Raw genomic sequence first — 22,388 nt, forward strand, 5'->3', positions numbered from 1 at the left:
GGGCGGCGGCGGGGCCGATCACTGGTCGGCGAGCGCCTCGACGACCGGGCGGGACAGCGCACGACGGGCCGGCAGGACCGAGGCGAGCAGGGCGGCCAGCACCGCGACGCCGAGGACCAGCCCGAGTTGGCCCAGCGGCAGCACCACATGGAAGTTCTCGTCGAAGCGGGCCAGCAGAGCCATCGCGGAGGCGCTCACGCCGGTGCCCAGCCCGACCCCGAGCACCGCACCGACCAGCGCCATCAGCGCCGCCTCGACGGCGAGCACCGCCCGCATCCGCGCTCGGGTGAGCCCGACCGCCCGCAGTACGGCGTTCTCCCTGGTCCGCTCGACCACGGACAGGCTCAGCGTGTTCGCCACACCGACCAGGGCGATCACCACGGCGAGGCCGAGCAGCGCGGTGACGAGTCCCAGCACCATGTCCACCGTGCCGGTGAGCATCTTCTTGTACGCGTCCTGGTCCATCAGGTTCACCGTCGGGTAGCTGCCCAGCACCGCCTCGATCGCGTCCCGGGCCCGCTCGGCGCTCACCCCGGCGGCGGGGTCGATCTCGGCCAGGAAGCCCCGCTGACCGGGGAAGAGCGCGGTGAAGTCCGCGTCGGCCATGTCGATCACGTGACCGGCGGGAGCGCCGTTGCCGGGCGTGTCGTCGGTGACGACGGCGGCCACCCGGAACGACCGGCCCCCGACGGTCACCGGCGAGCCGACCTGCCAGCCGCGTGCCTGCGCCAACTCCCGATGCACCAGCACCTGCCCCGGCCCGACCTCATTGGCGGCGCCGGACAGCACCCCGCTCAACGTCCGGCCGACCAGCGCCGGGTCGGCCGCGCGGATCTCGATGTCGGCGGCGACCGTGCTGCGCTGCTCGTGCACCACGCCCAACTCGGGGCGGGCGGCCAGCTCACCGACGAGCGCGGCGGGCAGCTCCTGACCGATTCCGACGACCACGAAGTCCGTCCCGATCTGGGCGTCCACGCTGTTCTCGATGCTGTCCTTGGTGCTGCGTCCGCCGACCATGAAAGCCGACACGAGTCCGATCCCGATCACCAGGGCGGTCGCGGTCGCGGCGACCCGCCGCGGATTGCGGACCGCGTTGGCCACCGCCAGCGCACCGATCGTCCCGAGCGCCTTGCGCGCCGGCCAACCGAACACCCGGGCCAACGCCGGGACGAGCACCGGCCCGAACAGCACGATCCCGAAGAAGGCCAACACCCCGCCGAGCGCCACCAGCAGCAGCTGGCCGGCGCTGGCGGCGCCGACCAGCGCGGCGACACCGACGGCCAGCACCACCGCGCCGAAGGTCAGCCGAACCCGACCAGCACCTTGGCTCTGCTGCACCGCGGCGTCGGTGAGCGCGGCCACCGGAGCGACCCGTGTCCCCCGCCAGGCCGGGAGCAGGGCGGCGCACACGGTGAGCGCGGTTCCCAGCAGCAGGCCGGTCAGCACGGTCGAACCGGTCACGGTCAGGCCCCCGCTGACCGGAACGTCCAATTGGGACATCAGCAGCCCCAACCCACCGGCGAGGGCCACCCCGAGCAGCACACCGAGCGCGGAGGCGACCAGCCCCAGCACCGCCGACTCCAGCAGTGCGGCCCGGAAGACCTGCCCGCGGGTGGCGCCGATCAGGCGCAGGAGCGCGGTCCGCCGGGTGCGCTGGGCCAGCACGATCGCGAAGGTGTTGGCGATCACGAAGCCGGCCACCACCACGGCGACCCCCACGAAGATCAACAGCAGCATCCGGAACTGGTCCACGTTGCGGACCGCGTCCTCCACGGCCTCGTCGAGAATCTGCTGGCGACCCTTCACGGTGAACTCGCCACCTGCCACGGTGCGTAGCTCGTCGGCCAGCGCCGTAACGGAGGCCTCCGGTCGGGCCGCCACCATAATGCGGCCATAGCCCCGCTCACCGGTGAGGGCCAACGCGTCCGGCCCGACCAGGCCGACGAACGGACCGCCGACGTCGCGGACGGTGCCAGCCACGTCGACGGTGCCAACCAGGGTGTACGAGCGGGCCGCTCCGCCGGTGCTGCCGACGCGGACCGGAGCGCCGAGGGTGAAACCCTCGTCGGCCACCGTCGGCGCGTCGAGCACCACCTCCCCGGCACGGTCGGGCAACCGGCCGGCGACCACGTCGTACGAGCGCAGAGCGTCCTCGGTCGGGATGGCGGCGAGCATGGTGAAGCCCAGGACCGGGCGACCGTCGGCGCCGAGGAGCCCGGCGGTGTTGGTCAGCTCACCGGCCGCGGCGGCCACCCCGTCGACCGCGCGCACCCGGTCGATGAGGGTCGGGGGCAACAACTCCCGGCCGGCCGAGTAGACACCCAGGTCGGTGTGCCGGTCGAAGGTGCCGGCCCGCTCGTACGCGCCGGCGCTCATCCCGTCGACGAAGATCATGGTGCCGGCGACGAACGCGACACCGAGCACGACGGCCAGCGCGGAGAGCAGCATGCGCAGTGCCTCGGCGCGCAACGAGCGCAGGGTCAGGCGGATCATGCGGGGCTCCCGGTGCAGGTGGCGGATCGGACCCCTCCGACGCTATGGCCGGAGCTGGTCGGTCGATCTCCACCTGCGCGCTCGACCTGCGTGCGACCCGGGTCGCGGTGCGCCCGCCGACCCCTACGACCCAGGTCGTACGCGGAGTCATCCGCCGGGTGTCACCAGCCCGCTCTCGTACGCCAGGACCACCGCCTGGACCCGGTCGCGCAGCTGGAGCTTCGCCAGGATCCGCCCGACGTGGGTCTTCACCGTCGCCTCGGCCACGTGCACCTGGGCGGCGATCTCCGCGTTGGACAGCCCCTGGGCGACCAACAGCAGCACCTCCCGTTCCCGTTCGGTGAGCTGGGTGAGGCGAGGGTCTGCGCTCGGGGCGGCGCCGAACTGCCCGGCGAACCGGTCCAGCAGCCGCCGGGTGATCGACGGGGCCACCACCGAGTCACCCTGGGCCACCACCCGGATCGCGGCCAGCAGCTCCTCCGGCGGGACGTTCTTGAGCAGGAACCCGCTCGCCCCGGCCTGCAGGGCGGCGAACGCGTCAGCCTCGGTGTCGAAGGTGGTCAGCACCAGCACCCGGGGCGGGCCGGCGGGCCGGTCGGCGCAGAGCCGGCGGGTCGCCTCCACACCGTCCATGGTCGGCATCCGGATGTCCATCACGACCACGTCGGCCTCGGTGCGGGCGAGCACACGCAGGGCGTCCGCGCCGTCGATCGCCTCCCCGACCACCTTCAGGTCGGGCTGGGAGTCCAGCACCATCCGGAACCCGGCGCGCACCAGCGCCTGGTCGTCCACGATCACCACCCGGACCGTCATGCCGCGATCACCTCCGTTGCCGGGTCCGACGGTAGCGGTAGCCGGACCTCGACCTGCCAGCCCCCGGCCGGCCGGGGGCCGGCGGTGAGGCTGCCGTCGTACACCGTCACTCGCTCCCGCATGCCGAGCAGACCGTGACCGCCGGACGGTGCCGGGCTGACCACCGGGCGGCCCCGACCGTCGTCGCGCACCCGGACCACGACGGCCTCGGCGGTGTACGTCAGGGCGACCTCGACGCCGGCGTCGACACCGGCGTGCTTGAGCGCGTTGGTCAGCGCTTCCTGCACCACCCGGTAGACGGTCAACTCCAAGCCAGGGGGCAGGGCCGGCGGCTCACCGGTGACGGTGCTGCGGATGTACAGCCCGGCGTCGCCGAACCGGGCCAGCAGGTCGGGCAACTCGGCCAGGGCCAGGCGCCGGTGCTCCGGGTCGGCGGCCACCGCGAGCCCGTCTCCACCGGACGGTCCGGCGTCGCGCAGGACGCCGACCAGCCGGCGCATCTCCTCCAGTGCGGCCCGGCCGGTGTCCGCGACCACCTTCACGGCGGTGCGGGCCTGGGCGGGGTCACGGTCGAGCATGAACCGGGCGCCGTCCGCCTGGACGATCATCACCGCCATGCTGTGGGCGACCACGTCGTGCAGCTCGCGGGCAATCCGGGTGCGCTCCTCGGCGACCGCCGCCCGGGACTCGGCCTCTCGTTCGCGTTCCAGGGTCGTGGCCCGTTCCTCCAGGCTGAGCACGTAGAGCCGGCGGGTCCGCACGTTCAGCCCGACCAGCCACACCGCGCCGGTGACCAGCGCGTACCACAGCGCGGTCACCCACCAGCTGATCAGCCCCGGGGTCTGCACGGCGGCGAGCACCACGCCGACGGCGGCGGCCACGCCGGCGAGCACGGCGCCGCGCAGCCGCTCGCCATACTTCACCACGCTGTAGAGCGCGATCAGGACGGCGACGTCGAAGGGCAGCGGACCCCACTGGGCGATCACCTGCACCAGGCCGAGCGCCGCTACCGCCACGGTCACCGCGCCCGGATGCGCGCGGCGGAACAGCAGCGCCACGGCCATCCCCACACAGACCAGCGCGGCCGCCCAGCCGCCCGGCAGGTTGACCGCGCCGGCCAGGCCGATGAGGGCCACCACGGCGGAGACGGCCACGTCGAAGGCGACGCCGCGCAGCGGGCGACCGAACATCGTGCGTGTCACGGTCACCCAGCGTACGTGCCGCAGGGCCCGTTCAACGGGAGAGGACCTCGCGCATTCGCCCGATCTCGACGGTCTGCTCGGTGGCGACCGAGTTGGCGAACTCGTTGAGCGTCAGGTCTGAACCGACCGTGAGCAGGTTGGTGGCCAACTCGATGGCGCCCTCGTGGTGCGCGGTCATCATCTGGACGAAGAGCCGGTCGAAGTCCGCGCCACGGACCGCGGCGAGCTGCCGCATCGCCTCGGGTGACTGCATGCCGCGCATGGTGCCGTGGTCGTGCCCCTGGACCTCCGCCGGGAGGCCACGGGTCTGCAACCAGCCACGCATCATGCCCATCTCCGGTCCCTGGCTGGCGCGGATCCGATCGGCGAGGGCACGGATGTCGGGGTTGGCGGCGCGGTCGGGCGCGAGCTCCGCCATGGCCAGGGCCTGCGCGTGGTGCGGGATCATCATCCGCACGAACCAGACGTCCATCGAGTTGTGCGGAGCGGGGCCGGCGTCGCGGACCTCGTGGGCCGCGCGGGTGGCCGCCGTCTCACCCGGGCGGCCGGGCGCGATGACGGTCAGGTCGGTGGGCACCGGGCTGACCGTCGGCGTCGTGGCGGGCGCGGGGGTGGCGGGCTCGGGGATGGCGGACACGGAGGTCGACCGCGCGGCGCCGGTCGTGGAGTCGCCGCCGGAGCGGCTCACAATGAACGCCACCAGCGGAAGCACGAGCGCCAGTGTGACGATCGCCAGGGTTCGTGCGCGCCGGTCGGTCATGGGCCACTCCCTGGGGTCGAGGTCATCGCGATGCTATCTATTGAAGAACCCACTTTGGTGTGAGCCAGGTCACATCGACGTTCTTCGTCGGGCGGTAAGGTGTCGACCATCGTCTTCCCCTTGCGAAGGGCCTCGCCGATGATCAGACTCCACAAGCCTCGGTTACGACAACTCCGCATCGTGGCGCTCGCCGCGACCGGCCTGCTCGTCGCCAGCGCGCTCGTCGCCCCCGCGAGCAACGCCCAGGTGGTGCCGCAGTCGGCCCCCACCAACACGATCCCCGGCGTCGACGAGATCGTGAGCAGCCCCAACCTGCGCCAGATCGCGAACGTGCCCAAGGTCGCGCCCCTGGACGCGACCAACAGCGACATCGCCTTCCAGGGCAAGTACGCGTTCGCCGGCAACTACAACGGTTTCGTCATCTACGACATCTCGCGGCCCAGCGCGCCGACGGTCAAGGCCCGGGTGCTCTGCCCGGGGTCGCAGAACGACATCTCCATCCACGGCGACCTGCTCTTCCTCTCCACCGACTCGTCCCGCAGCGACGACTCCTGCAACAGCACCGCGCAGGGGGCGGACGTGAAGGGGTCCTGGGAGGGCATCAAGGTCTTCGACATCAAGGACAAGGCCAACCCGCGGTACATCAAGTCCGTCGAGACGGCCTGCGGCTCGCACACCCACACCCTGGTGCCGGGCAAGGACCGCAAGGCCGTCTACCTGTACGTGTCGTCGTACAGCCCGCGGGCCGAGTTCCCGGACTGCCAGCCGCCGCACGACTCCATCTCGATCATCAAGGTGCCGCTGAAGAAGCCGACCGACGCGGCCGTGGTCGCGACGCCGAACCTCTTCCCGGACGGCGGTTTCCCCGGCAGCACGACGGGCTCGGCGACCACCGGATGCCACGACATCACCGCCTACCCGTCGAAGGACCTGGCCGCCGGCGCCTGCATGGGTGACGGCGTCCTGCTCGACATCAAGAACCGGGAGGCGCCCCGGGTCATCAACCGAGTCCGGGACGAAACCAACTTCGCGTTCTGGCACTCGGCCACCTTCAACAACTCCGGCACCAAGGTGATCTTCACCGACGAGCTGGGTGGTGGCGGGGCGGCGACCTGCAACGAGACCGTAGGACCCAACCGGGGCGCGGACGCCATCTACGACATCACCGGCCGCGGTAACGCTCGGAAGATGAACTTCCGCAGCTACTACAAGATTCCCCGGGTGAACGCCGACACCGAGAACTGCGTGGCGCACAACGGCTCGCTGATCCCGGTGCTCGGTCGGGACATCATGGTCCAGGCGTGGTACCAGGGCGGAATCTCGGTCTGGGACTTCACCGACTCGGCCAGGCCCAAGGAGATCGCCTTCTGGGAGCGCGGCCCGCTCTCGGCCGACTCGTTCGTCGGCGGCGGCACCTGGTCCGCGTATTACTACAACGGCCACATCTACTCCAACGACATGGTGAAGGGCCTGGACGTCCTGGAGCTGAACGACTGGCGGACCTGGACGGCCAAGCTGACCCGTTACAACGAACTGAACGTGCAGACCCAGCCCAGCTACCTGGGCTGGTAGGCACCGCGCACCACACCAGGCCCGGTCCCCGATCCCGGGGGCCGGGCCTGGCCACGTTCAAGCAGGGTGGGGCCGGTCACCTGGACGGGGGTTGACGACCGACCGGCCAGGCGCTGTGCCAGCGTGAGCAGCCGTGAAGCCCGCAGCCCCGCCCGAGCCGACCGTGCGCTGGCGTCCACACCCGCTCGACCTGGTGGCGGTCGTCCTCGCGGTGGCCGGCGCGGGCTGCGCGCTGAGCGGGCTGCTGCCCCGCGCGGAGACCACCACCACCCTGCACCGGATCCTGCCGCTGCTGCTCTTCCTCGGCACCGTGATCGTGCTCGCCGAGCTGACCGCCGTGGCCGGCGTCTTCGACGTCCTGGCCAGCCGGTTGGCCATCGCCGCCCGAGGCAGGTGGGCGGCGCTGTTCCTGCTCTGCGGCGGCCTCGCCACGCTGACCACCCTCGTGCTCAACCTCGACACCACCGCCGTACTGCTCACGCCGGTGCTGCTCGCGTTGGCGCGCGCTCTGCGCGTTCCAGCCGCCCCGCTCGCGGTCACCACGGTCTGGTTGGCGAACACCGCCAGCCTGCTGCTGCCGGTGTCGAACCTGACCAACCTGCTGGCCGCCGACCGGGTCGGCCTGACACCGCTGGCCTATGCCGAGCGGATGGCACTGCCGCAGGTCGCCGCGGTGACGGTCACCATGGCGCTGCTCTGGTACGCGTGGTGGCGGCGGGAACGGCCGGCCGGTGGGCGCTTCGTCCCGCCGGCCCGGCACGTGCCGGCCGACCCGGTGCTGCACCGCATCGCGCTCGCCGGCTGCCTGCTCTTCGTCGCCGGCATCCTCGCCGGGGTGGAGATCGGCCTCGCCTCCACCGTCGCGCTCGCGCTGGTGCTGATCGGGTTCATCGTCCGGTCCCCCGCCACGCTGCGCCCGGGGCTGGTGCCACTGCGGTTGCTGCTCTTCGTCACCGGCCTGTTCCTGGTGGTGCAGACCCTCGGCCAGCACGGGCTGGACGACCTGGTCCGCGATCTCCTCGGTGTCGAGGGCGGGGCTGGCGGCGCGATCCGCGCCGGCGGGACCGGGGCACTGCTGGCCAACGCGGTGAACAACCTGCCCGCCTACCTGGCCGGCGAGTCGGTGCTGCCGACCGGCGACGTGACCCGCCTGCTGGCCCTGCTGATCGGCACCAACGTCGGCCCACTGGCCGCCCCCTGGGCGTCGCTGGCCACCCTGCTGTGGTTCGAGCGGTGCCGGGCGGCCGGGGTGGCCGTGCCGTTGACCCGGTTCGTGCTGACCAGCGCCCTGCTCGCGGTCGTCGGCACGCTCGCCGCGGTCGGCGCGCTACTGCTGGTCGGCTGACCCGAGGAGCTCCCGGCCGCCGAGCCCGCCCGACCTGCCGAAATGTGGTATACCAGATATCGCCTTATGTCGATATAACTGAGTTGGTCTCGGATTCACCCCCTTTTCAGTACGTCCGGTGCCGCAGACCCGAAAGGCAGGTTGGATGTCACTGTCGTACCGTCTCCGGGCACCGGTGGGACCGGCACTCACCCCCGCCGTGGTCCTGCGGTGACCGTCTCCCCCGGCCTCGCCGTGCGCTGCCTGGCCCTCGATGCCCTGGCCGTGTCCACCAGCGACGTGTTGCGCCGACACGGCGTCGACAGCATGCTGCTCAAGGGGGCCGGCCTGGCCCGCCGGCTCGGCGTCGACCGGCACTACGCCGACGTCGACCTGCTCGTCGCGCCGGACAGCGTCACCGCCGCGCAGGACGCCCTCCACGCCGCCGGCTACCGGCCGAAGCTCCCTGCCGACCTGCACGTCGTCGCGGCGACGTGGCACGAACAGCCCTGGCACGCGCCCGGGCCACTGCCGCTGACCATGGAGCTGCACCGCGGCTTCGCCGGGGTCGGTGACTACGACGAGCTGTGGCGGTCGCTACGCGTCGGGGCGGACCACCTCGACCTGGCCGGCGGGCGCGTCCTCGTACCCGACGAGGCCGGCACCGCCCTGATCGCCGCCCTGCACGCCGCCAGTCCCGCCGGCTTCGGCAAACCAGCCCGGGACCTGGCCCACGCGTTGGCGGTGTTCTCCCCGGACACCTGGGAGGCGGCCGGTCGGCTCGCCGCGCGCTGCGACGCGGTGCCGGCGTTCACCGTCGGGCTCGGGCTGCTGCCGGCCGGTGTGGTGGTCGCGGCCCGGCTCGGCCTCTCGTCCACGCGTGGCCCGTCGTCGGCATGGCTCGCCGCCCGCCTGGCCAGTCCCACCGCCGTCGGTCTGGCGCACCTGGCGGATGTGTCCGGGCCGGGGCACCGCCTGCGGGTGTTGTCCCGGCTGGTGCTGCCGTTGCCGGTGCACCTGCGGCAGTTCGACGCGCGGGCGCACCGCGGCCGGCGGGGCCTGCTGTGGGCGTACGTCCGGCGCATCGGCCGGCATGTCCGGCTGCTGCCCCGGGTGCTGCGGGAGCTGCGGACCGCGCAGCGACGGCATGGCTGACCCGGTACGCGCGCTGCGCGCCCTGGCCCGGGTCATCCGCCGGCACGGGCCGCTCGGCCTGGCCGTGGTGGCGTGGACGCTGCTGGCCTGCCGGCGGGTACGCCGTCAGCTCGCCCGGGGCGGCCTCGATGCGGTACGCCTCCCCGCGCCGCCCCCCGGTGGCAGCGACGCCCTGGTCCGGCGGGCGCTGGGCCGGGGCGGCGGCAACTGCCTGGAGAGCGCGCTGGTGCTCCAGCGCTGGTTCGCCCGGAGGCGGGTGGCGCGGACCGTGGTGATCGGGGTCAGCTCGCCGGGGGCTGGGTTCCACGCCCACGCCTGGCTCGACGGCGATCCGGACCCGCACCAGCACGAGCTGGCGGAGATTCTGCGCCGCCCCGTCCCGAACTCGTGGCTGCTCTGACCGCGCCGCCGGCGCAGCTCGACCGTTCCTGGGTGGTTCTCGACGTGCTGCGACGTTTAGGCCTCCAATGGCATCTAAAGCACCTGATGACCGTTTATGCTGGTAAAACACCGAACGACTAGGGAGAACCAATGACATCGAACCGCGAGCCGGACACAGCCCAGACCGCCGCTGCGGACTACCGGCCGCCGACCATTCAGCGCCTGGGCACCCTCGCCGAGTTGACCAAGGGCGGCACCGTAGGTCCAGACGATGGCCTGGGTGGCGGCGGCGACGGTTCCCTCTGATCCGTCGCCGCCCGACATCGTGGGAGGACCGCCGATGCTCACGGTCCGCCGGGCACAGCGTCGGTTCGGGCGTCGGGTGATCTTCACCGATCTGGACCTCGACGTTCCGGTCGGTGCCCGAGTGTTCCTGGGCGGCGGTAACGGATCCGGTAAGACCACGCTACTGCGGTGCCTGTCCGGCACGCTGACCCTCAGCGCCGGACAGGCCACCGTCAGCGGCCACCCGGTCGGCTCACTGCCCGCCCGGCGCCTGACCGGCGTCTGCCTCGCCCCGGAGCAGGGCCTGTACGAGAAACTGTCGGCGCGCGAGAACGTGGCCCTCGTCGCCCGACTCCGACTGCCACGACGGGCCGTCCGCCCAGCCGTCGCCCGGGTCGAATCCGAACTGGACCTCACCGGCTACGCCACCGTCCCGGTGGAACGATGCTCGGCGGGAATGCGGGCCCGGGTCAGCATCGCGCGGGCGCTCGTCGCCGAACCAGCGCTGCTGCTCCTCGACGAGCCCGGCCGGTCCCTCGATGAGAGGTCCCGGCTGCTGCTGTGGCAGGCACTCGATCGGCGGCCCGAGCTGACCTGCGTGATCGCGTCGCACCTCGCCGACGACCGCAGCCGGTGCCAGTCCGCGCTGACCCTCCCGACCGCCCAATGACGACACCGACCACGGCGGTCACGACCACCGCCCGACCGGTCGGTCGCCGGGCCGTCGGTGCGAGTGCGGTCGGGATGATCCTCGCGCTGGTCCGCCGCGATCTCGGTGACCCACGGCAGTTCCGGCTGCCGCTGCTCCTGGACCTCGCCTTCGGGGTGGTGAACCTGGTCGTCTTCCTGTTCATCTCCCGGGCGCTCACCCCGTCCTCCGGCACCGACCTCGCCCACTCGCCGAGCTACTTCGACTTCGTGGCGGTCGGCATCACCTTCCTGCTCATCCTGCAGGCCGCCACCACGCAACTGACCAGCCGGGTGATCCGGGAGCAACGCGGCGGGACGCTGGAGTTGCTGGCCGCCCAACCCGTGCCGGTCACCGCGCTGACCATCGGGACCGCCGGCTACCCGTTCCTGTTCGCCCTGCTGCGCTCCTGCGTCTACCTGGCGATCCTCGGCACCCTGCTCGGCCTGCGCACCGAGCGGGCCGACTGGTGGGGAGTCGCGGTGATGCTGATCGCCGGCACCGCGTCCTTGATGGGCATCGGCATCGCGCTCGCGGCGTTCACCGTCGCTGTCGGGCACGGCGACGCCGCCGCCCGGCTCTTCGTCGTCGGGCTCACCTTTGTGTCCGGCACGTACTTCCCGGTCTCCGGACTCCCCGGCCCACTACCGGAGCTGACCGCGGTGCTGCCCAGCCGGATCGCCCTGGACGGTCTGCGCGCCGCACTGGCCGGCGGCGAGTGGGCGTGGTCGGCCGGCACGCTGCTCGGCGTCACCGCGCTGCTGCTGCCGGTGTCGAGCTGGGCCTTCGCGCGGGCGCTGCGGGTCGCCGCCGGCCGCGGCACCCTGAAACGCGATTGAGGTACGACATGCTCCGTCCGACCCCGTTCGACCTCGCCACCGGCACGCTGCTCGGTGTCGCTCCACCGCCGCGTCGGCCCGTGCCGGTCGTCGTACCGGACCCGCTGGCCGCGCTCGACGCCGCCGTGCTGGCCGGCCTGTCCCGGCCCCCGTGCGTGGTCAGCTTCTCGGGCGGGTTGGACTCGTCGCTGATTCTCGCGGTGGCCGTCCGGGCTGCCCGGCGGGAAGGGCTGCCGGATCCGGTCCCGGTCACCTGGCGATTCACCGGGGCCCCCCGGGCTGACGAGTCGGACTGGCAGGAACGGGTGATCGGGGCTCTGGGGATCGGCGGATCGTGGGAGATCCTGCGGGCCGACGACGATCTGGACCTGGTCGGGCCGGTGGCCCGTCGACTGCTGCACCGCCACGGGGTGGTCCATCCGGTCAACCTGCACCTACACCTGCCCATCGCCGAGCTGGCCTCCGGCGGTTCACTACTCACGGGCGCCGGCGGCGACCAGATCCTGGCCGGGTGGCGTCGCCCGCCGGCGGCCTCGCTGCGCGACCGACTGTGGTGGCTGCGGCACGCCGCGCGTACCCGTCAAGGGCCCGCCGCGATGTTTCCCTGGCTGCGCCGGTCGGTGGCGCGGGAGGCGCACCGGGCGCTCCGCGCCGAGCAACGGGCCGAGCCGCGCGAACTGCGGCACCGGGTTGCCTGGCACACCCGGCGCCGTGACCTACGGATGACCTGCTCGGCGCTGGCCGCGCTGGCCGCCGAGCACCAGGCCACCGCGATTCAGCCGCTGCTCGACAAGGGATTTCTGGCCGCGCTGGCAATGCTGGCGGGCGACCGCCGGAACATCGGCCGGGACCGGCTGCTCGCGGAGATCGTCCGGGGAGCCCTGCCGGCCGAGGTCACCGCGCCACGCCGCAAGGCCCGCTTTCTCGAGGTGTTCTTCCGGACACCGACCCGGGAGTTCGTCCGCTCCTGGGACGGCTCCGGCGTCGACCCGAGGCTGGTGGACCCGGACGGTCTGCGTCGACTGTGGTCCCACTGGCCGATCCCCGGCGGCACGGCAAGCCTGGTCCAACAGCTCTGGCTGGCCGCCAACCCGGCTGGTGCCGCCGGCCGGCCGGAGCGTTCCGACATCGATGTGGAGGTCAAGTCGTGACACAGCATGAGGCCGTGCACCGGGTCGACCCGGACCGGGTGGCCTGGCGGTTGGCCGGCGACGAGGTGGTCGTCCTGGACACCGCCAACTCGGTCTACTTCGGGCTGGATTCGGCGGGGGCGCTGCTCTGGCAACGACTGGTGGCGGGTGCCACCAGCACCGAGTTGGTCACCGCACTGGAGGAGACCGCCCCGGTGGATCGGGAACGAGCCCGAGCCGACGTGGCCGCCTTCCTGGAGGACCTGCGCGGGCACGGGCTGCTGCTTCAGCGGCCCTGACCGGAGCCCACGGCCCGGCTCGCGGCGATGGTGTCCGCGAGCAGTCGGTGGGTGTCGTCGAGCGCTGCCCAGTCGCGCGGCCGGGTCAACTCCCACGCCGGCAGGGCGGCGATCGACAGCAGCGCCGCCGGGTCGGAGCGCAGCTGTCCGAAGGACCGTTGCCCGGCGAGCCGCGCCAGCAGGGTGGTCCCGGGCAGTCGGGTCAGGGTGACCGCGTCACCCCAGCACAGGAACAGCCAGCCGCCCAGTGGGACGCGGGGCGCGATCGGGGGCAGCCCGACGCGCAGCCGGTCGCCGGCCCGGGCCAGCCAGGTCGGCAGCGCCGCGCCCGGCACGGGCTGCCGCAGGTCGACGCAGCGAGGACCGGCGAAGGCTTCGACGCCGTCGACGACCAGGATGTCGTCGGTCAGGATCGGCACGCCCCGGGCGGCCAGGGCGGCGAGCAGGCTGCTCTTGCCCGCGGTACGCGGGCCGAGCACCGCCCAGGCCCGATCGGCGAGTACAAACGCTCCACTGTGGAAGGTTTCCCTCCCGGCCCACCGGTTGACGGTCGTCGCCACCGGCGCGAGGTACGGGTGGGCCAGCACGTCCGGGGTGAGCGCAGGGCCGTAGAAGATGGCGGTGCCCGCCAGCCGGTCGAGGGCGAGGGTCCGCCCGTCGGCGAGGACCCGGGTGCCCCGCCGGTCGTCGAGCGGCACCGGCGGCGGTGGCGGTGCGTCGAGTTGGCGGACCCGCACCGCGGGCCACCCGAGCGCGGCACCCTCGGCTGGCAGCAGCTCGGACACCTCGTCCAGCCCGTGCACCCGCAGCCCGTAGACACCTCGTCCGGGTGTCGGCATGTTCTCCCCGTTCATCGCCTGCTCAACGATCATGGTCGACGACGCGATGCGGGTGGCGCTCGTGGTGACGCGCCACCCGCACCCTCAACCGACGAGCGTCAGCGCAGGGTTCCGCTGTCGACGCTCAACTTGCGCGACTCAGCCAGTCGCTTGGCGTCCGCCGCGCGCTGCTTCGTCGCCTTGGCGCCCTTCGCCGATGCCGCGACCGTGGGGACGACTCCCCCGCCGATCGCATCGACGTCGTACGCCACCCACCACGATCCGGGTGTGTCGATCGCGAAGCTCAACGCGATGTGCACCGACGCACCGGGCGCCAGACCACCCAGGTCGAACGGGATCGTCAGCGTCGTGCCCAGCCCACCACCCGGCGGGGTGGTCGCCGGCGAATCCATCGACAGATTGCGGGACAGGAGGGTCCGACCGTCACTGATGATGATCGGAGTGGTCGGGTTGATCGGGTTGACCAACCTCAGGTTGGAGTGCACCGCCGGCGACGGTCCACCGGGGTACGGTGCTCCGTTCTCCGCGCTCAGTGAGGTGATCCGAATCCGGGCCTGAGTGATCGCGGCGTTGGACCGGTTGGTCAGCGTCCGCCGGATCACCAGGCTGTTCGCGGTGCGCACCCGGTTGGGCGCGACCGACACGGCCACGTTCGGGTCGAACAACGTCGACTGGATGGAGGCGTTCTGCTGGTAGGTGCCGAGCGTGTTCTGTGGAGACGGGCTGCCGAGCGTGGACGGGACCCCGTTGATCGGGCCGAGCACGGTGGCGACCAGTCGGAAGTCGGCCTGGTTGTTGGCGGTGTCCTGGAGGTTGCCGGCGACCCGGAGTCGGTTCCAGGAGTGGGGCACGAACGGCGGTGCGTTGAACGCGGGCAGTGGCGGACCTTCGGAGAAGCCCGGTGTCGAGCCCGCCCGGTCGGTGACCGTGTTCGCCGCGTCCGGTGCAACCACCCGGAACCCGCCCTGGCCGAGGCTGGGGACGATGAGGTCGGGTTGAATGTTGTACAGCGAATAGTTGGCTGCCGCGATCAGATAGCCCCGTCGGGGACCGAGCGGCCGGGCGCTGCCCGGGATGGTGATGGACAGCCCACCGGGCGCCTCGACCTTGAAACCGGCGATCGGCAGGTTGATCGAGGTGCTGTTGACGATCGAGACGAACTGGTCGGTGAGGCCGCTGATGCCGGACTGTGCGAACTGGTCGATGACCACCTGTCGGGGCGCCGCCGAGACCTCGACGACGATCTCGTTGGACACCGCCTCGCCCAACGGGCCGGTCCCGTCGTACTGCGCCCGGAACTGATTGTGTCCGAAGGCCGGTACGTAGATCTCGAAGTGGGCCACGTTGAGGCTCAGCGGGAAGGTGCCGAGCGGGGTCTCCACCCCGTTGGGCAACTCGTCGATGAGGGTGACGCTGCCCTCGGCGACGCCCGGGCCGACGAGAACCGTGAACTGCACCGGTGTGCCGAAGGTGGTGGCGTTCGTGGACGCCGTCAGCGTGGCCACGCTCGCGGCCTGGATCAGGATGCGAATGGCCCGGGTGGCGGTTTGGCCGTTGGCGTCGGTCACGCGGACCGTTGAGGGGAACGCGCCGATCAGGGTCGGCCGGCCGGACAACAGGCCGGTCGCCGCGTCGAGTGTCAAGCCGGGCGGCAGCGACCCGGTGGCCAGCGACCAGGTGAACGGCGCTGTGCCGCCCACCACGTTGAGCTGCTCGGCGTAGGGAGCGTCGACCTCACCCAGCGGCGGTGCTGGGAAGGTGAGGGTGGGTGCCAGGTTGACCACCAGCACGATCAGCCGGGTGCCGGTCTGGCCGTTCGCGTCGACAACCCGGATCACCACCGGGTAGTTCCCCGCAGTGGTCGGTACGCCCGAGATGCCGTTGGTCAGCGGGTTGAGCAGCAGCCCCGGTGGCAGGACGCCCGAGGCGACCGACCAGACGAAGGGCGGCACGCCGTGGGTGATGTTCAGGGTGGCGACGTAGGCGATCCCGACGGTCGCCTCGGTCGGGTGGTTGAACAGCAGTGTCGGCGACACGTTCGCGATCACCGTGTCCGACAGCGCCGAGTCTGGGCCGGTGCCCTCGACGGTGCGGGCGGCCACCGTGAACCGGTAGGTGGTGGTGGGGGTCAGCCCGGTGACGGTGTTGGTGGTGGTCGGTCCGAAGGTCTGGGCGGGCTGACGGATGCCGCCGACCCAGGGTGTGACGATGTAGTTGGTGATCGGTGAGCCGCCGTTGGGTCCGGGCGTCCAGCTCAGCAGGGCGGTGGCGGTGTCGGCCGTGACCGCGATGATGGTCGGTGCGCCCGGCAGAGCCATGATCTTGGCGCCCTTGGATGCCTTGCTGGCCGGGCCGGTGCCCTCCGCGTTCTTCGCGGCGACGGTGAAGGTGTAGGTGCCCTTGGCGGTCAGACCCGAGATCTTCTGGGTGGTCTTCGACGCGTCGAAGGTCACCGCCTTCGCCTTCTTGCCGTTGCGGTACGGCGTGACCACATAGCCGGTGATGGCGGCGCCACGGTCAGCGGGCGCCTTCCACGTCACCGTTGCCGTGCCAGCGCGCCAGGACGCGGTGGGCGCGGCCGGGGCGGCCGGTGGTTGCGCCGGAGCGGCCGCCTGGGCGACGCGCTCCATGGTGACGGTCGGTGCTGTCAGCGGCGCTGTCACCGGCGCCGAAGCGGGTGTGGGGGCACGGCTCGGCGCACGGGCCGAGGCCGCCGTAGGTGCGACAAACAGACTGATGATCAGCGCCAGGATTGCGGCGCATGCCGTGACGGCCCGTGGTCGGGCACGGAGCACTGGGGACATGAATGTTTTCTCCCTCTTCCGGGGATGAGGACCACAGCGGATGGAGGAAGGAGACGGGCGACCGGCTGATTAGTCCTCGGCGGCCACGCGCCTGATGCCCCCCGGCCGCAGGGCGACTGGCGGAAACCCGACCGCCGCTCACGCAATGGATCTCACGTATTGAGCGACGATCCTCTATCAACTTCTACCAGTTTTCCCAGGTCAAAGCGCGTTTCGGCGGTGGGGAATTCTTCCGGTGGGCGAGGGCTGTCCGGAACCCGACTGCCGTCGCGCCCCGATTCGGGGGCACGACGGCAGGGTCGCGGTCAGTCCTGGTGGACGGCGACGGGTACGTCCTTTGTGGCTGGCGCTCAGCGGCGGGCGGGACGAGGGCCGACCAGGCGGCGGACCACCGGCGCGGCGTTCCACTTCGCCGCACCGACCAGGTCGCGGGCGTGCTCCAGCACGGTGTAGTCGGGCCGGTCCAACCCGTCGGCGATGGCCCGGTCGAGGTCGTTGCCACACCGGCTCAACACGGTGTCGAAGTCCCGGCGCACCGGCTCCTGCAGGTCGTAGCCGAACGAGCGGTGCAGCCGGGCGAAGAGCGGCTTGTACAACCGGACCCGCTCGTGCAGCCCCGACGAGTACGACATCGGGTTCTTCGGACGGCGCAGGATGTAGTCGGGCAGCACGTCGGCGAACGCCCGCCGGACGATCCACTTCTCCTGCCCGTGGCGCACCTTCAGATCCAGCGGCAGCCGCATCGCCAGCTCCACCACGCTCAGGTCGAGGAAGGGCACCCGAGCCTCCACCCCGTGCGCCATGGCGGCCCGGTCGACCCGCTGCAACTCCGTACGGCACAGGTTGCGGATCCGGTGCAGGAACAGTCGGCGGGCCGCGGCCGGAGCGACCTGGCGGTACATCGGGTACCCGCCGAACAGCTCGTCGGAGCCGTCGCCGGTGAGCACCACCTTGATGCCCAGGTCGCCCAGCCGCCGGAAGATCGGCACCGAGACGACCGCGTTGATGATGTCGCCGTACTCGGTCAGCTCGGAGATCCGGATGGCCTCGCGCACGTCGGCGAGGCGGATGTCGCGCGGACGCAGCTCGACCACGACGTGCGGCACGTCCAGGTCGGCGGCGAGCCGCCGGGCGTACGCGACGTCGGGGCTGTCCGCGACACCGACCGTCACCGCGACGCAGTCCGGGTGGATGTCGCGCACCTGCCGCAGGGTCAACGAGCTGTCCAACCCACCGGAGAGCACCACCCCGACGGTCAGGTCGGTCTCCACCCGCATCCGGATCGCGTCGCTCAGCGCGGCACGGACGAGCAGGGCGGCCTCGTCCGGGTCGTCGATGACCGGCAGGCCCTCACCGATGGTGAGCAGGTCGACGTACGGGCGCAGTCGCACGTGCCCGTCCGCCTCCGCCCAGCCGTGGTGCCCGGGTGGCACCTCGGCGATCGGGGCGCCGTGCCCGACAAGCGCCTTGACCTCGGAGGCGAGGTGCAGGCAACCGGGCCGACGGGACCAGTACAGGGGCTTGACCCCGAGTGGGTCGCGAGCCAGGTACGCCCGGCCGGTGGCCCGCTCGACAACGGCGAACGCGTACTCGCCGCGGAGCCGGGTCACCGCGGCCTCGCCCCACTGCTGGAACGCGGCGAGCAGCACCTCAGTGTCGCTCACGGTGCGAAACGCCTGACCCAGGCGGGTCAGTTGTGCCCGCAGCTCCCGGTAGTTGAAGATCTCGCCGTTGAAGCACAGCAGCCAGCGCTCGTCGGTCGAGGTCCACGGCTGCACCGCCCGGTCCCGGTCGACGACCCGGAGCCGGCGGGTGCCGGCGAGCAACCCGCTCTCGGACCGGGTTTCGGTGACCTCACCGCGAGGGGCCAGGACGGCGAGCATCCGCCGGAAGGTCGCCGGGTCGGCCTCGGGGCCGATGCTCAACGCGATGCCGCACACCGACTCAGACCCCCATCTCGGCCTCGTACGCCCGGCGGAGGCGGCGCCGGGCGGTGGGCGCGAGGCACAGGTGCCAGGCCTGCCCCTCGTCGATCACGTTGATGTCCCCGGTCTCCTGCCGGGCCAGCAGCAGCTCCGCCAGCGCCTCCCGGGCGCCGAAACGCTCGAACCAGGTCAGCTCGACGTCGACGGAGTAGCCGAGGCAGTGCCCGCTGGGCAGCATGGCGGCGTAGCCCAGGCGGCGTAGCCGGTACTGGTGTTCGGCGCTGCGGACCAGGCTGGTCACCCACAGCGGCGGAGTGTTCGGTGGCGCGGCGGCGGCGAATTCCCGCGCGAGGTCGTTGAGCAGCGCCACCACCTCCCGGCGGGCGCGACGGAACAGCAGCCCGGCGGTCTGCGGGGTGGCGTCCGGGCGCAGTCGACGTCGAAGTCCGCGGGCGGCGCGGCCGAGCATGGTGGCGGGCTGCTCCTGGTAGCGGAAACGCAGCAGGTCGCGGCGGCGCAACCACTCCAGGTCGACGAGGTCGGCGCTGCCGTTGACCTGGTCGTCGGTGACGAACGTCGGAGCGTCCTGCCACCACAGCACGTCGATGCGGGAGAGCAGGTAGATCCGGACCAGCGCGGTGAGGTCACGCGCCGAGGTGCGCTCGTTCGGGTGGTAGCGGGCCATCTCCAGCAGCAGCGTCTCGCGCGCCCCGATCAGCCCCTGCGGGGTGGCGTCGAGGACGGCGGCGAGCGCCGGCTCCCGCAGCCGCTCGTCGATGAGCACCTGGCGAGCCCGGGTGCTGGCCGCGTCGGCCAGGGCGCCGACCTCGACCAGCAGTTCGGCGACGGCCGCCCGGTAGGCGGCCAGATCGGGCTCGGTGGCGGAGAGGCGGCGGGGGGCCGTGCCGGAGGGCCGACGGCGGGCCGGCGCGGTGGGCGAGACGGGCGAACCGGGTTGCTGTCCCGGGCTACGGCTGGGCACTCGCATGACGGGGTCCCTTCTCCGGTCACGGCACTGGGTGTTCGCCCTGAAACACACCGTAATCAGCCGGACCGGAAGGGACCGAACAATCCTCCGATTGGCCCCGAAGGGAGCCGGACCTCAGGTTGTGCGCCCGACGGCGCGACCCCCAGCGGGCCAGGTGGGAGCCGTCAGTCGCCGTCCGTCGGCACCAGGCCCTGCACCTCGGCGTACGACGGCAGCCCGGCCGGCACGGCTGGCCCGTCCGGCGCCGCCAGCCCGCTGGCGCGTACTCCGTCGGCGACGGCGACCGCGGCGGCCAGCGCGGCCCGGAACAACAGGGAGCCGGTGCTGACCCGGGCCACCCCCGCGCGGCCCAGGTCGCCCAGCCCTGGGCCACCCGGCTGGTACAGCGCGTTGAGCGGAGCGTCGATCTCCTGGGTGAGCACGCGCAGCGTCGCCAGGTCGACGGTGCCGGGCACGAAGATCCCGTCGGCGCCGGCGGCCCGGTAGGCAAGGGCCCGGGCGAGGGTCTGCGGCAACGGGTTGTCCACCCCGAGCCACCAGGTGTCGGTGCGGGCGTTGACGAACAGGTCCGGCACCGCTGCCTTCACCGCGGCGACCTTGTCGGCGGTGTCCTCGGGGTCGGCGAGGGTGCCGTCAGCGCGCCCGTCCTCCAGGTTGATCCCGACCACACCGAGCCCGGCCAGCTCGGCCACGTATTCCGCCACGGCCGCCGGATCAGCGCTGAAGCCGGCTTCGACGTCCACGCTGAGCAGCACCGGCAGTCTGCTGAGCCGGCGAGCCAGGGCCAGGGTCTCGGCGGCGGTGGCCCCGGTGCCGTCGGGTCGGCCCGCGGCTGCGGCGACGCCGAGGCTGGTGGTGCCGATCGCCCGGTGGCCGCGCGCGGCGAGCGCCGCCGCCGAGGCGTGGTCCCAGGCGTTGGGCAGCAGCAGCGGTCGGCCGGTGTGGTGCAGGGCGCGGAACTCCGCACGCTGATCGGTCATCGGACGCTCACCTCGAGGTTCGTCGGAACACGCAGGGTGGGGTGCGGCTCGTGACACAGCGGGGCCCGAGTGCGCTCGCAGCGTTCGCCCAGCACGTCGAGCACCCCGGTGGCGAGGGCCAGGGCATGCCGGTCGCCGGGGCAGCCGCGCTCCCCCGACCCGAAGGTCAACAGACTGGCACCGGGTCGACCGGGCCGGAACGTCGCCGGCTCGGCGAACGCCTGCGGGTCACGGTTTGCCGCGTCGAAGCGCAGGAGCACCGGGCTGCCCGCCGACAGATCCCGCCCACCCAGTCGCACCGCGGATGCGGTGACCCGCCGGGTCGCCCGTACCGGCGGGTCGAGCCGCAGCACCTCGGCCACCAGCTCCGTCGTTCCCGCCACGCCTGGCGGGTCGCCGCCCGGTAGGCGGCCGTGCGGAGGCAGCAGATGGAAAGCGGCGGCACCGATCAGGCCGGCGGTCGCGTCACACGCCTGGACCAACAGTCCGATCAGGTTCGCCCGAACCTCCGGTCCGGCCGGCGGCGCCAAGGCCAGCAGCGTCGCCACCGCCCGGTCGGCCCGCTGCGCCAGGGCCAGGTCAACCCCCGGGTGGTACGCCGCAGCGACGACCGCGACCGCCGTCCCGGCGGCTGCCGGTTCGGCGAAACCGAGGCGCCTGGCCAGCACCCGCAGCGGCACCGTCCGGGCCACGTCACGCATCACGTCCAGGCGGTCCCCGGCCCGATCCAGGACGGCGGCCGTCCGCCGGGCCGCCTCGTGCCGAAGATCGTCCACGTCCAGGGCGCCCAGCGCGTCAACCACGATCGCCCGACGTTCAGTGTGCCGCCGCGACGAACTGAACCGGCTGACCGAGGCTCGCAGCCAGGCGAGCGTGCCGTACGGACCGCTGTCGACAGCCGGCACCTCGAACGCCGGGTGCGTCAGCGCCGCCCGCACGTCGACGTGCCGCGTCACCGACCAACCGCGCCCCGGTTCGAACGAGGGCGGGCCGCACGCCGGCGTTCCCGCAGGGGGCGCGATTTCAGTCCACGTGTCAGTCACCGGCCGACCGTAGAACCCGAACCCTTCGCCCCCCACCGAACAGTCCCCCGATGTCGCGCCCTGCGCGGCGCGCGGTTCGCGGCGCGAGAGTCAGGCCCGGCCGCTGGCGGGTGCCGGGGGCGGGGTGGGCGCGAGGGTCTGTTCGGAGACGTCCAGGGTCTCGGCGAGGGCGGTGCGGCCGGTCGAGGTGAGTCGGACCGCGCGACCCGCGCCCGGCGTGATCCAGCCCAGGTCGGTGAAGCGGCGGCACAGCGCCGCGCCGAGCGCTCCAGCCAGGTGCGGCCGGCGCTCGGTCCAATCCAGGCAGTCACGGACCACCGGCCGCCGAGCGGTGCGCAGCACGTGCACCGGTACGCCCAGTTCGGCCGCCCACGCCCACCCCTCGGTCGTCAGCGTCAGGCCGCTGGAGCGATCCAGCCGTCCATCGGCCAGCAGCGCGTCGTACATGAGCACGCCCAACCGTCCGGCCAGGTGGTCGTAGCAGGTCCGGGCGTACGCCAGGACGGCGCTCGCGTTGGCTGCGCGCAGCGACCCGGCCGGCGCGGGTGCAGCCGGGGCGTGCCCGGCCAGGTCCTCGATGAGCTGGGCCACCGACGGCCCGGCCAGCCGCAGGTAGCGGTGGCGGCCCTGCCGCTCCTCGACCAGTAGACCGCCGCGGACCAGTCGGGTGAGGTGGTCGCTGGCTGTCGACGGGGCGACCCCGGCCCGCCGGGCCAGCTCGCCGGCTGTCCAGGCACGGCCGTCGAGCAACGCGACGCAGATGCCAGCCCGGGTGCCGTCGGCCAGCAGGGCTGCCAGTTCGGCCATTGCCCGGCCCTCGGTGCCACCACTCATTGCGTCATCATCGCCTGGACGAGCAGCGCCCCGA

General features: G+C 72.6%; 20 protein-coding genes. 9 read left to right on the top strand and 11 right to left on the bottom strand.

Features of this window, described 5'->3' with window-relative positions; all coding sequences use genetic code 11:
* Positions 1–18: 18 nt before the first annotated feature.
* The 4 genes from HNR20_RS31340 to HNR20_RS31355 all read right to left on the bottom strand — a co-directional run bounded on the left by HNR20_RS31340 (position 19) and on the right by HNR20_RS31355 (position 5,268).
* Complete coding sequence (locus HNR20_RS31340) at positions 19–2,493, bottom strand: ABC transporter permease (protein ID WP_184187503.1); 2,475 nt, start codon at positions 2,491–2,493, stop codon at positions 19–21.
* Positions 2,494–2,640: 147 nt separating this feature from the next.
* Complete coding sequence (locus tag HNR20_RS31345; protein ID WP_184187505.1) at positions 2,641–3,306, bottom strand: response regulator; 666 nt, start codon at positions 3,304–3,306, stop codon at positions 2,641–2,643.
* Positions 3,303–4,514, bottom strand: coding sequence for a sensor histidine kinase (locus HNR20_RS31350; protein WP_184187508.1), 1,212 nt, complete (start codon positions 4,512–4,514; stop codon positions 3,303–3,305). The genes HNR20_RS31345 and HNR20_RS31350 overlap by 4 nt, the downstream gene beginning before the upstream one ends.
* 25 nt (positions 4,515–4,539) lie before the next feature.
* Positions 4,540–5,268, bottom strand: a complete 729-nt coding sequence (locus HNR20_RS31355; RefSeq protein WP_184187510.1) for a DUF305 domain-containing protein — start codon at positions 5,266–5,268, stop codon at positions 4,540–4,542.
* 138 nt (positions 5,269–5,406) lie between these two features.
* Between HNR20_RS31355 and HNR20_RS31360 the strand changes: the two genes are divergently transcribed.
* The 9 genes from HNR20_RS31360 to HNR20_RS31400 all read left to right on the top strand — a co-directional run bounded on the left by HNR20_RS31360 (position 5,407) and on the right by HNR20_RS31400 (position 12,941).
* Entirely contained in the window at positions 5,407–6,840 is a 1,434-nt protein-coding gene (locus HNR20_RS31360; RefSeq protein ID WP_184187513.1) for an LVIVD repeat-containing protein, read from the top strand.
* A 133-nt stretch (positions 6,841–6,973) separates the two neighbouring features.
* Positions 6,974–8,185, top strand: coding sequence for an ArsB/NhaD family transporter (locus HNR20_RS31365; protein WP_184187516.1), 1,212 nt, complete (start codon positions 6,974–6,976; stop codon positions 8,183–8,185).
* A 210-nt stretch (positions 8,186–8,395) separates the two neighbouring features.
* A complete protein-coding gene (locus tag HNR20_RS31370; protein WP_184187519.1) occupies positions 8,396–9,319 on the top strand; it encodes a nucleotidyltransferase family protein in 924 nt (307 codons plus the stop codon).
* The gene (locus tag HNR20_RS31375; protein ID WP_184187522.1) at positions 9,312–9,719 is read left to right on the top strand and encodes a lasso peptide biosynthesis protein; all 408 of its coding nucleotides are present in this window, start codon (positions 9,312–9,314) and stop codon (positions 9,717–9,719) included. The genes HNR20_RS31370 and HNR20_RS31375 overlap by 8 nt, the downstream gene beginning before the upstream one ends.
* Positions 9,720–9,850: 131 nt before the next feature.
* On the top strand, positions 9,851–10,006 hold the full coding sequence (locus HNR20_RS31380; protein WP_184187525.1) for a lasso RiPP family leader peptide-containing protein: 156 nt from the start codon (positions 9,851–9,853) through the stop codon (positions 10,004–10,006).
* Between the two features lie 34 nt (positions 10,007–10,040).
* The gene (locus HNR20_RS31385) at positions 10,041–10,655 is read left to right on the top strand and encodes an ABC transporter ATP-binding protein (protein WP_184187528.1); all 615 of its coding nucleotides are present in this window, start codon (positions 10,041–10,043) and stop codon (positions 10,653–10,655) included.
* A complete protein-coding gene (locus tag HNR20_RS31390; RefSeq protein ID WP_184187531.1) occupies positions 10,652–11,512 on the top strand; it encodes an ABC transporter permease in 861 nt (286 codons plus the stop codon). The genes HNR20_RS31385 and HNR20_RS31390 overlap by 4 nt, the downstream gene beginning before the upstream one ends.
* Positions 11,513–11,520: 8 nt before the next feature.
* Positions 11,521–12,663, top strand: coding sequence for an asparagine synthase-related protein (locus HNR20_RS31395; RefSeq protein ID WP_184187534.1), 1,143 nt, complete (start codon positions 11,521–11,523; stop codon positions 12,661–12,663).
* Entirely contained in the window at positions 12,660–12,941 is a 282-nt protein-coding gene (locus HNR20_RS31400; RefSeq protein ID WP_184187537.1) for a PqqD family protein, read from the top strand. The genes HNR20_RS31395 and HNR20_RS31400 overlap by 4 nt, the downstream gene beginning before the upstream one ends.
* On the opposite strand, the gene HNR20_RS31405 is transcribed toward HNR20_RS31400, so the two are convergent.
* From HNR20_RS31405 to HNR20_RS31435, 7 genes are all read right to left on the bottom strand, one after another.
* On the bottom strand, positions 12,929–13,813 hold the full coding sequence (locus HNR20_RS31405) for a hypothetical protein (RefSeq protein WP_184187540.1): 885 nt from the start codon (positions 13,811–13,813) through the stop codon (positions 12,929–12,931). The two genes, HNR20_RS31400 and HNR20_RS31405, sit on opposite strands and share 13 nt — an antisense overlap.
* Positions 13,814–13,878: 65 nt before the next feature.
* Positions 13,879–16,410 (bottom strand): fibronectin type III domain-containing protein, encoded by a 2,532-nt coding sequence (locus HNR20_RS31410; RefSeq protein WP_184187543.1) that lies wholly within the window; start codon positions 16,408–16,410, stop codon positions 13,879–13,881.
* A gap of 524 nt (positions 16,411–16,934) precedes the next feature.
* A complete protein-coding gene (locus tag HNR20_RS31415; RefSeq protein ID WP_184187546.1) occupies positions 16,935–18,524 on the bottom strand; it encodes an asparagine synthetase B family protein in 1,590 nt (529 codons plus the stop codon).
* A gap of 4 nt (positions 18,525–18,528) precedes the next feature.
* Positions 18,529–19,497 (bottom strand): DUF5715 family protein, encoded by a 969-nt coding sequence (locus tag HNR20_RS31420; RefSeq protein ID WP_184187549.1) that lies wholly within the window; start codon positions 19,495–19,497, stop codon positions 18,529–18,531.
* Positions 19,498–19,661: 164 nt separating this feature from the next.
* Positions 19,662–20,477, bottom strand: coding sequence for an isocitrate lyase/PEP mutase family protein (locus tag HNR20_RS31425; protein ID WP_184187552.1), 816 nt, complete (start codon positions 20,475–20,477; stop codon positions 19,662–19,664).
* Entirely contained in the window at positions 20,474–21,433 is a 960-nt protein-coding gene (locus HNR20_RS31430; RefSeq protein WP_229687419.1) for a cytochrome P450, read from the bottom strand. The genes HNR20_RS31425 and HNR20_RS31430 overlap by 4 nt, the downstream gene beginning before the upstream one ends.
* A gap of 177 nt (positions 21,434–21,610) precedes the next feature.
* Complete coding sequence (locus tag HNR20_RS31435; protein ID WP_184187556.1) at positions 21,611–22,354, bottom strand: ArsR/SmtB family transcription factor; 744 nt, start codon at positions 22,352–22,354, stop codon at positions 21,611–21,613.
* Positions 22,355–22,388 lie beyond the last annotated feature (34 nt).

This window comes from Micromonospora parathelypteridis (genome assembly GCF_014201145.1).
GTDB classification, from domain to species: Bacteria; Actinomycetota; Actinomycetes; order Mycobacteriales; family Micromonosporaceae; genus Micromonospora; species Micromonospora parathelypteridis.

Coding starts and splice junctions, on each gene's coding strand:
- HNR20_RS31380 (WP_184187525.1), top strand. CDS start 9,851: ATGACATCGAACCGCGAGCCGGACACAGCCCAGACCGCCGCTGCGGAC.
- HNR20_RS31355 (WP_184187510.1), bottom strand. CDS start 5,268: ATGACCGACCGGCGCGCACGAACCCTGGCGATCGTCACACTGGCGCTC.
- HNR20_RS31410 (WP_184187543.1), bottom strand. CDS start 16,410: ATGGAGCGCGTCGCCCAGGCGGCCGCTCCGGCGCAACCACCGGCCGCC.
- HNR20_RS31405 (WP_184187540.1), bottom strand. CDS start 13,813: ATGATCGTTGAGCAGGCGATGAACGGGGAGAACATGCCGACACCCGGA.
- HNR20_RS31340 (WP_184187503.1), bottom strand. CDS start 2,493: ATGATCCGCCTGACCCTGCGCTCGTTGCGCGCCGAGGCACTGCGCATG.
- HNR20_RS31395 (WP_184187534.1), top strand. CDS start 11,521: ATGCTCCGTCCGACCCCGTTCGACCTCGCCACCGGCACGCTGCTCGGT.
- HNR20_RS31375 (WP_184187522.1), top strand. CDS start 9,312: ATGGCTGACCCGGTACGCGCGCTGCGCGCCCTGGCCCGGGTCATCCGC.
- HNR20_RS31420 (WP_184187549.1), bottom strand. CDS start 19,497: ATGCGAGTGCCCAGCCGTAGCCCGGGACAGCAACCCGGTTCGCCCGTC.
- HNR20_RS31435 (WP_184187556.1), bottom strand. CDS start 22,354: ATGAGTGGTGGCACCGAGGGCCGGGCAATGGCCGAACTGGCAGCCCTG.
- HNR20_RS31425 (WP_184187552.1), bottom strand. CDS start 20,477: ATGACCGATCAGCGTGCGGAGTTCCGCGCCCTGCACCACACCGGCCGA.
- HNR20_RS31360 (WP_184187513.1), top strand. CDS start 5,407: ATGATCAGACTCCACAAGCCTCGGTTACGACAACTCCGCATCGTGGCG.
- HNR20_RS31385 (WP_184187528.1), top strand. CDS start 10,041: ATGCTCACGGTCCGCCGGGCACAGCGTCGGTTCGGGCGTCGGGTGATC.
- HNR20_RS31390 (WP_184187531.1), top strand. CDS start 10,652: ATGACGACACCGACCACGGCGGTCACGACCACCGCCCGACCGGTCGGT.
- HNR20_RS31345 (WP_184187505.1), bottom strand. CDS start 3,306: ATGACGGTCCGGGTGGTGATCGTGGACGACCAGGCGCTGGTGCGCGCC.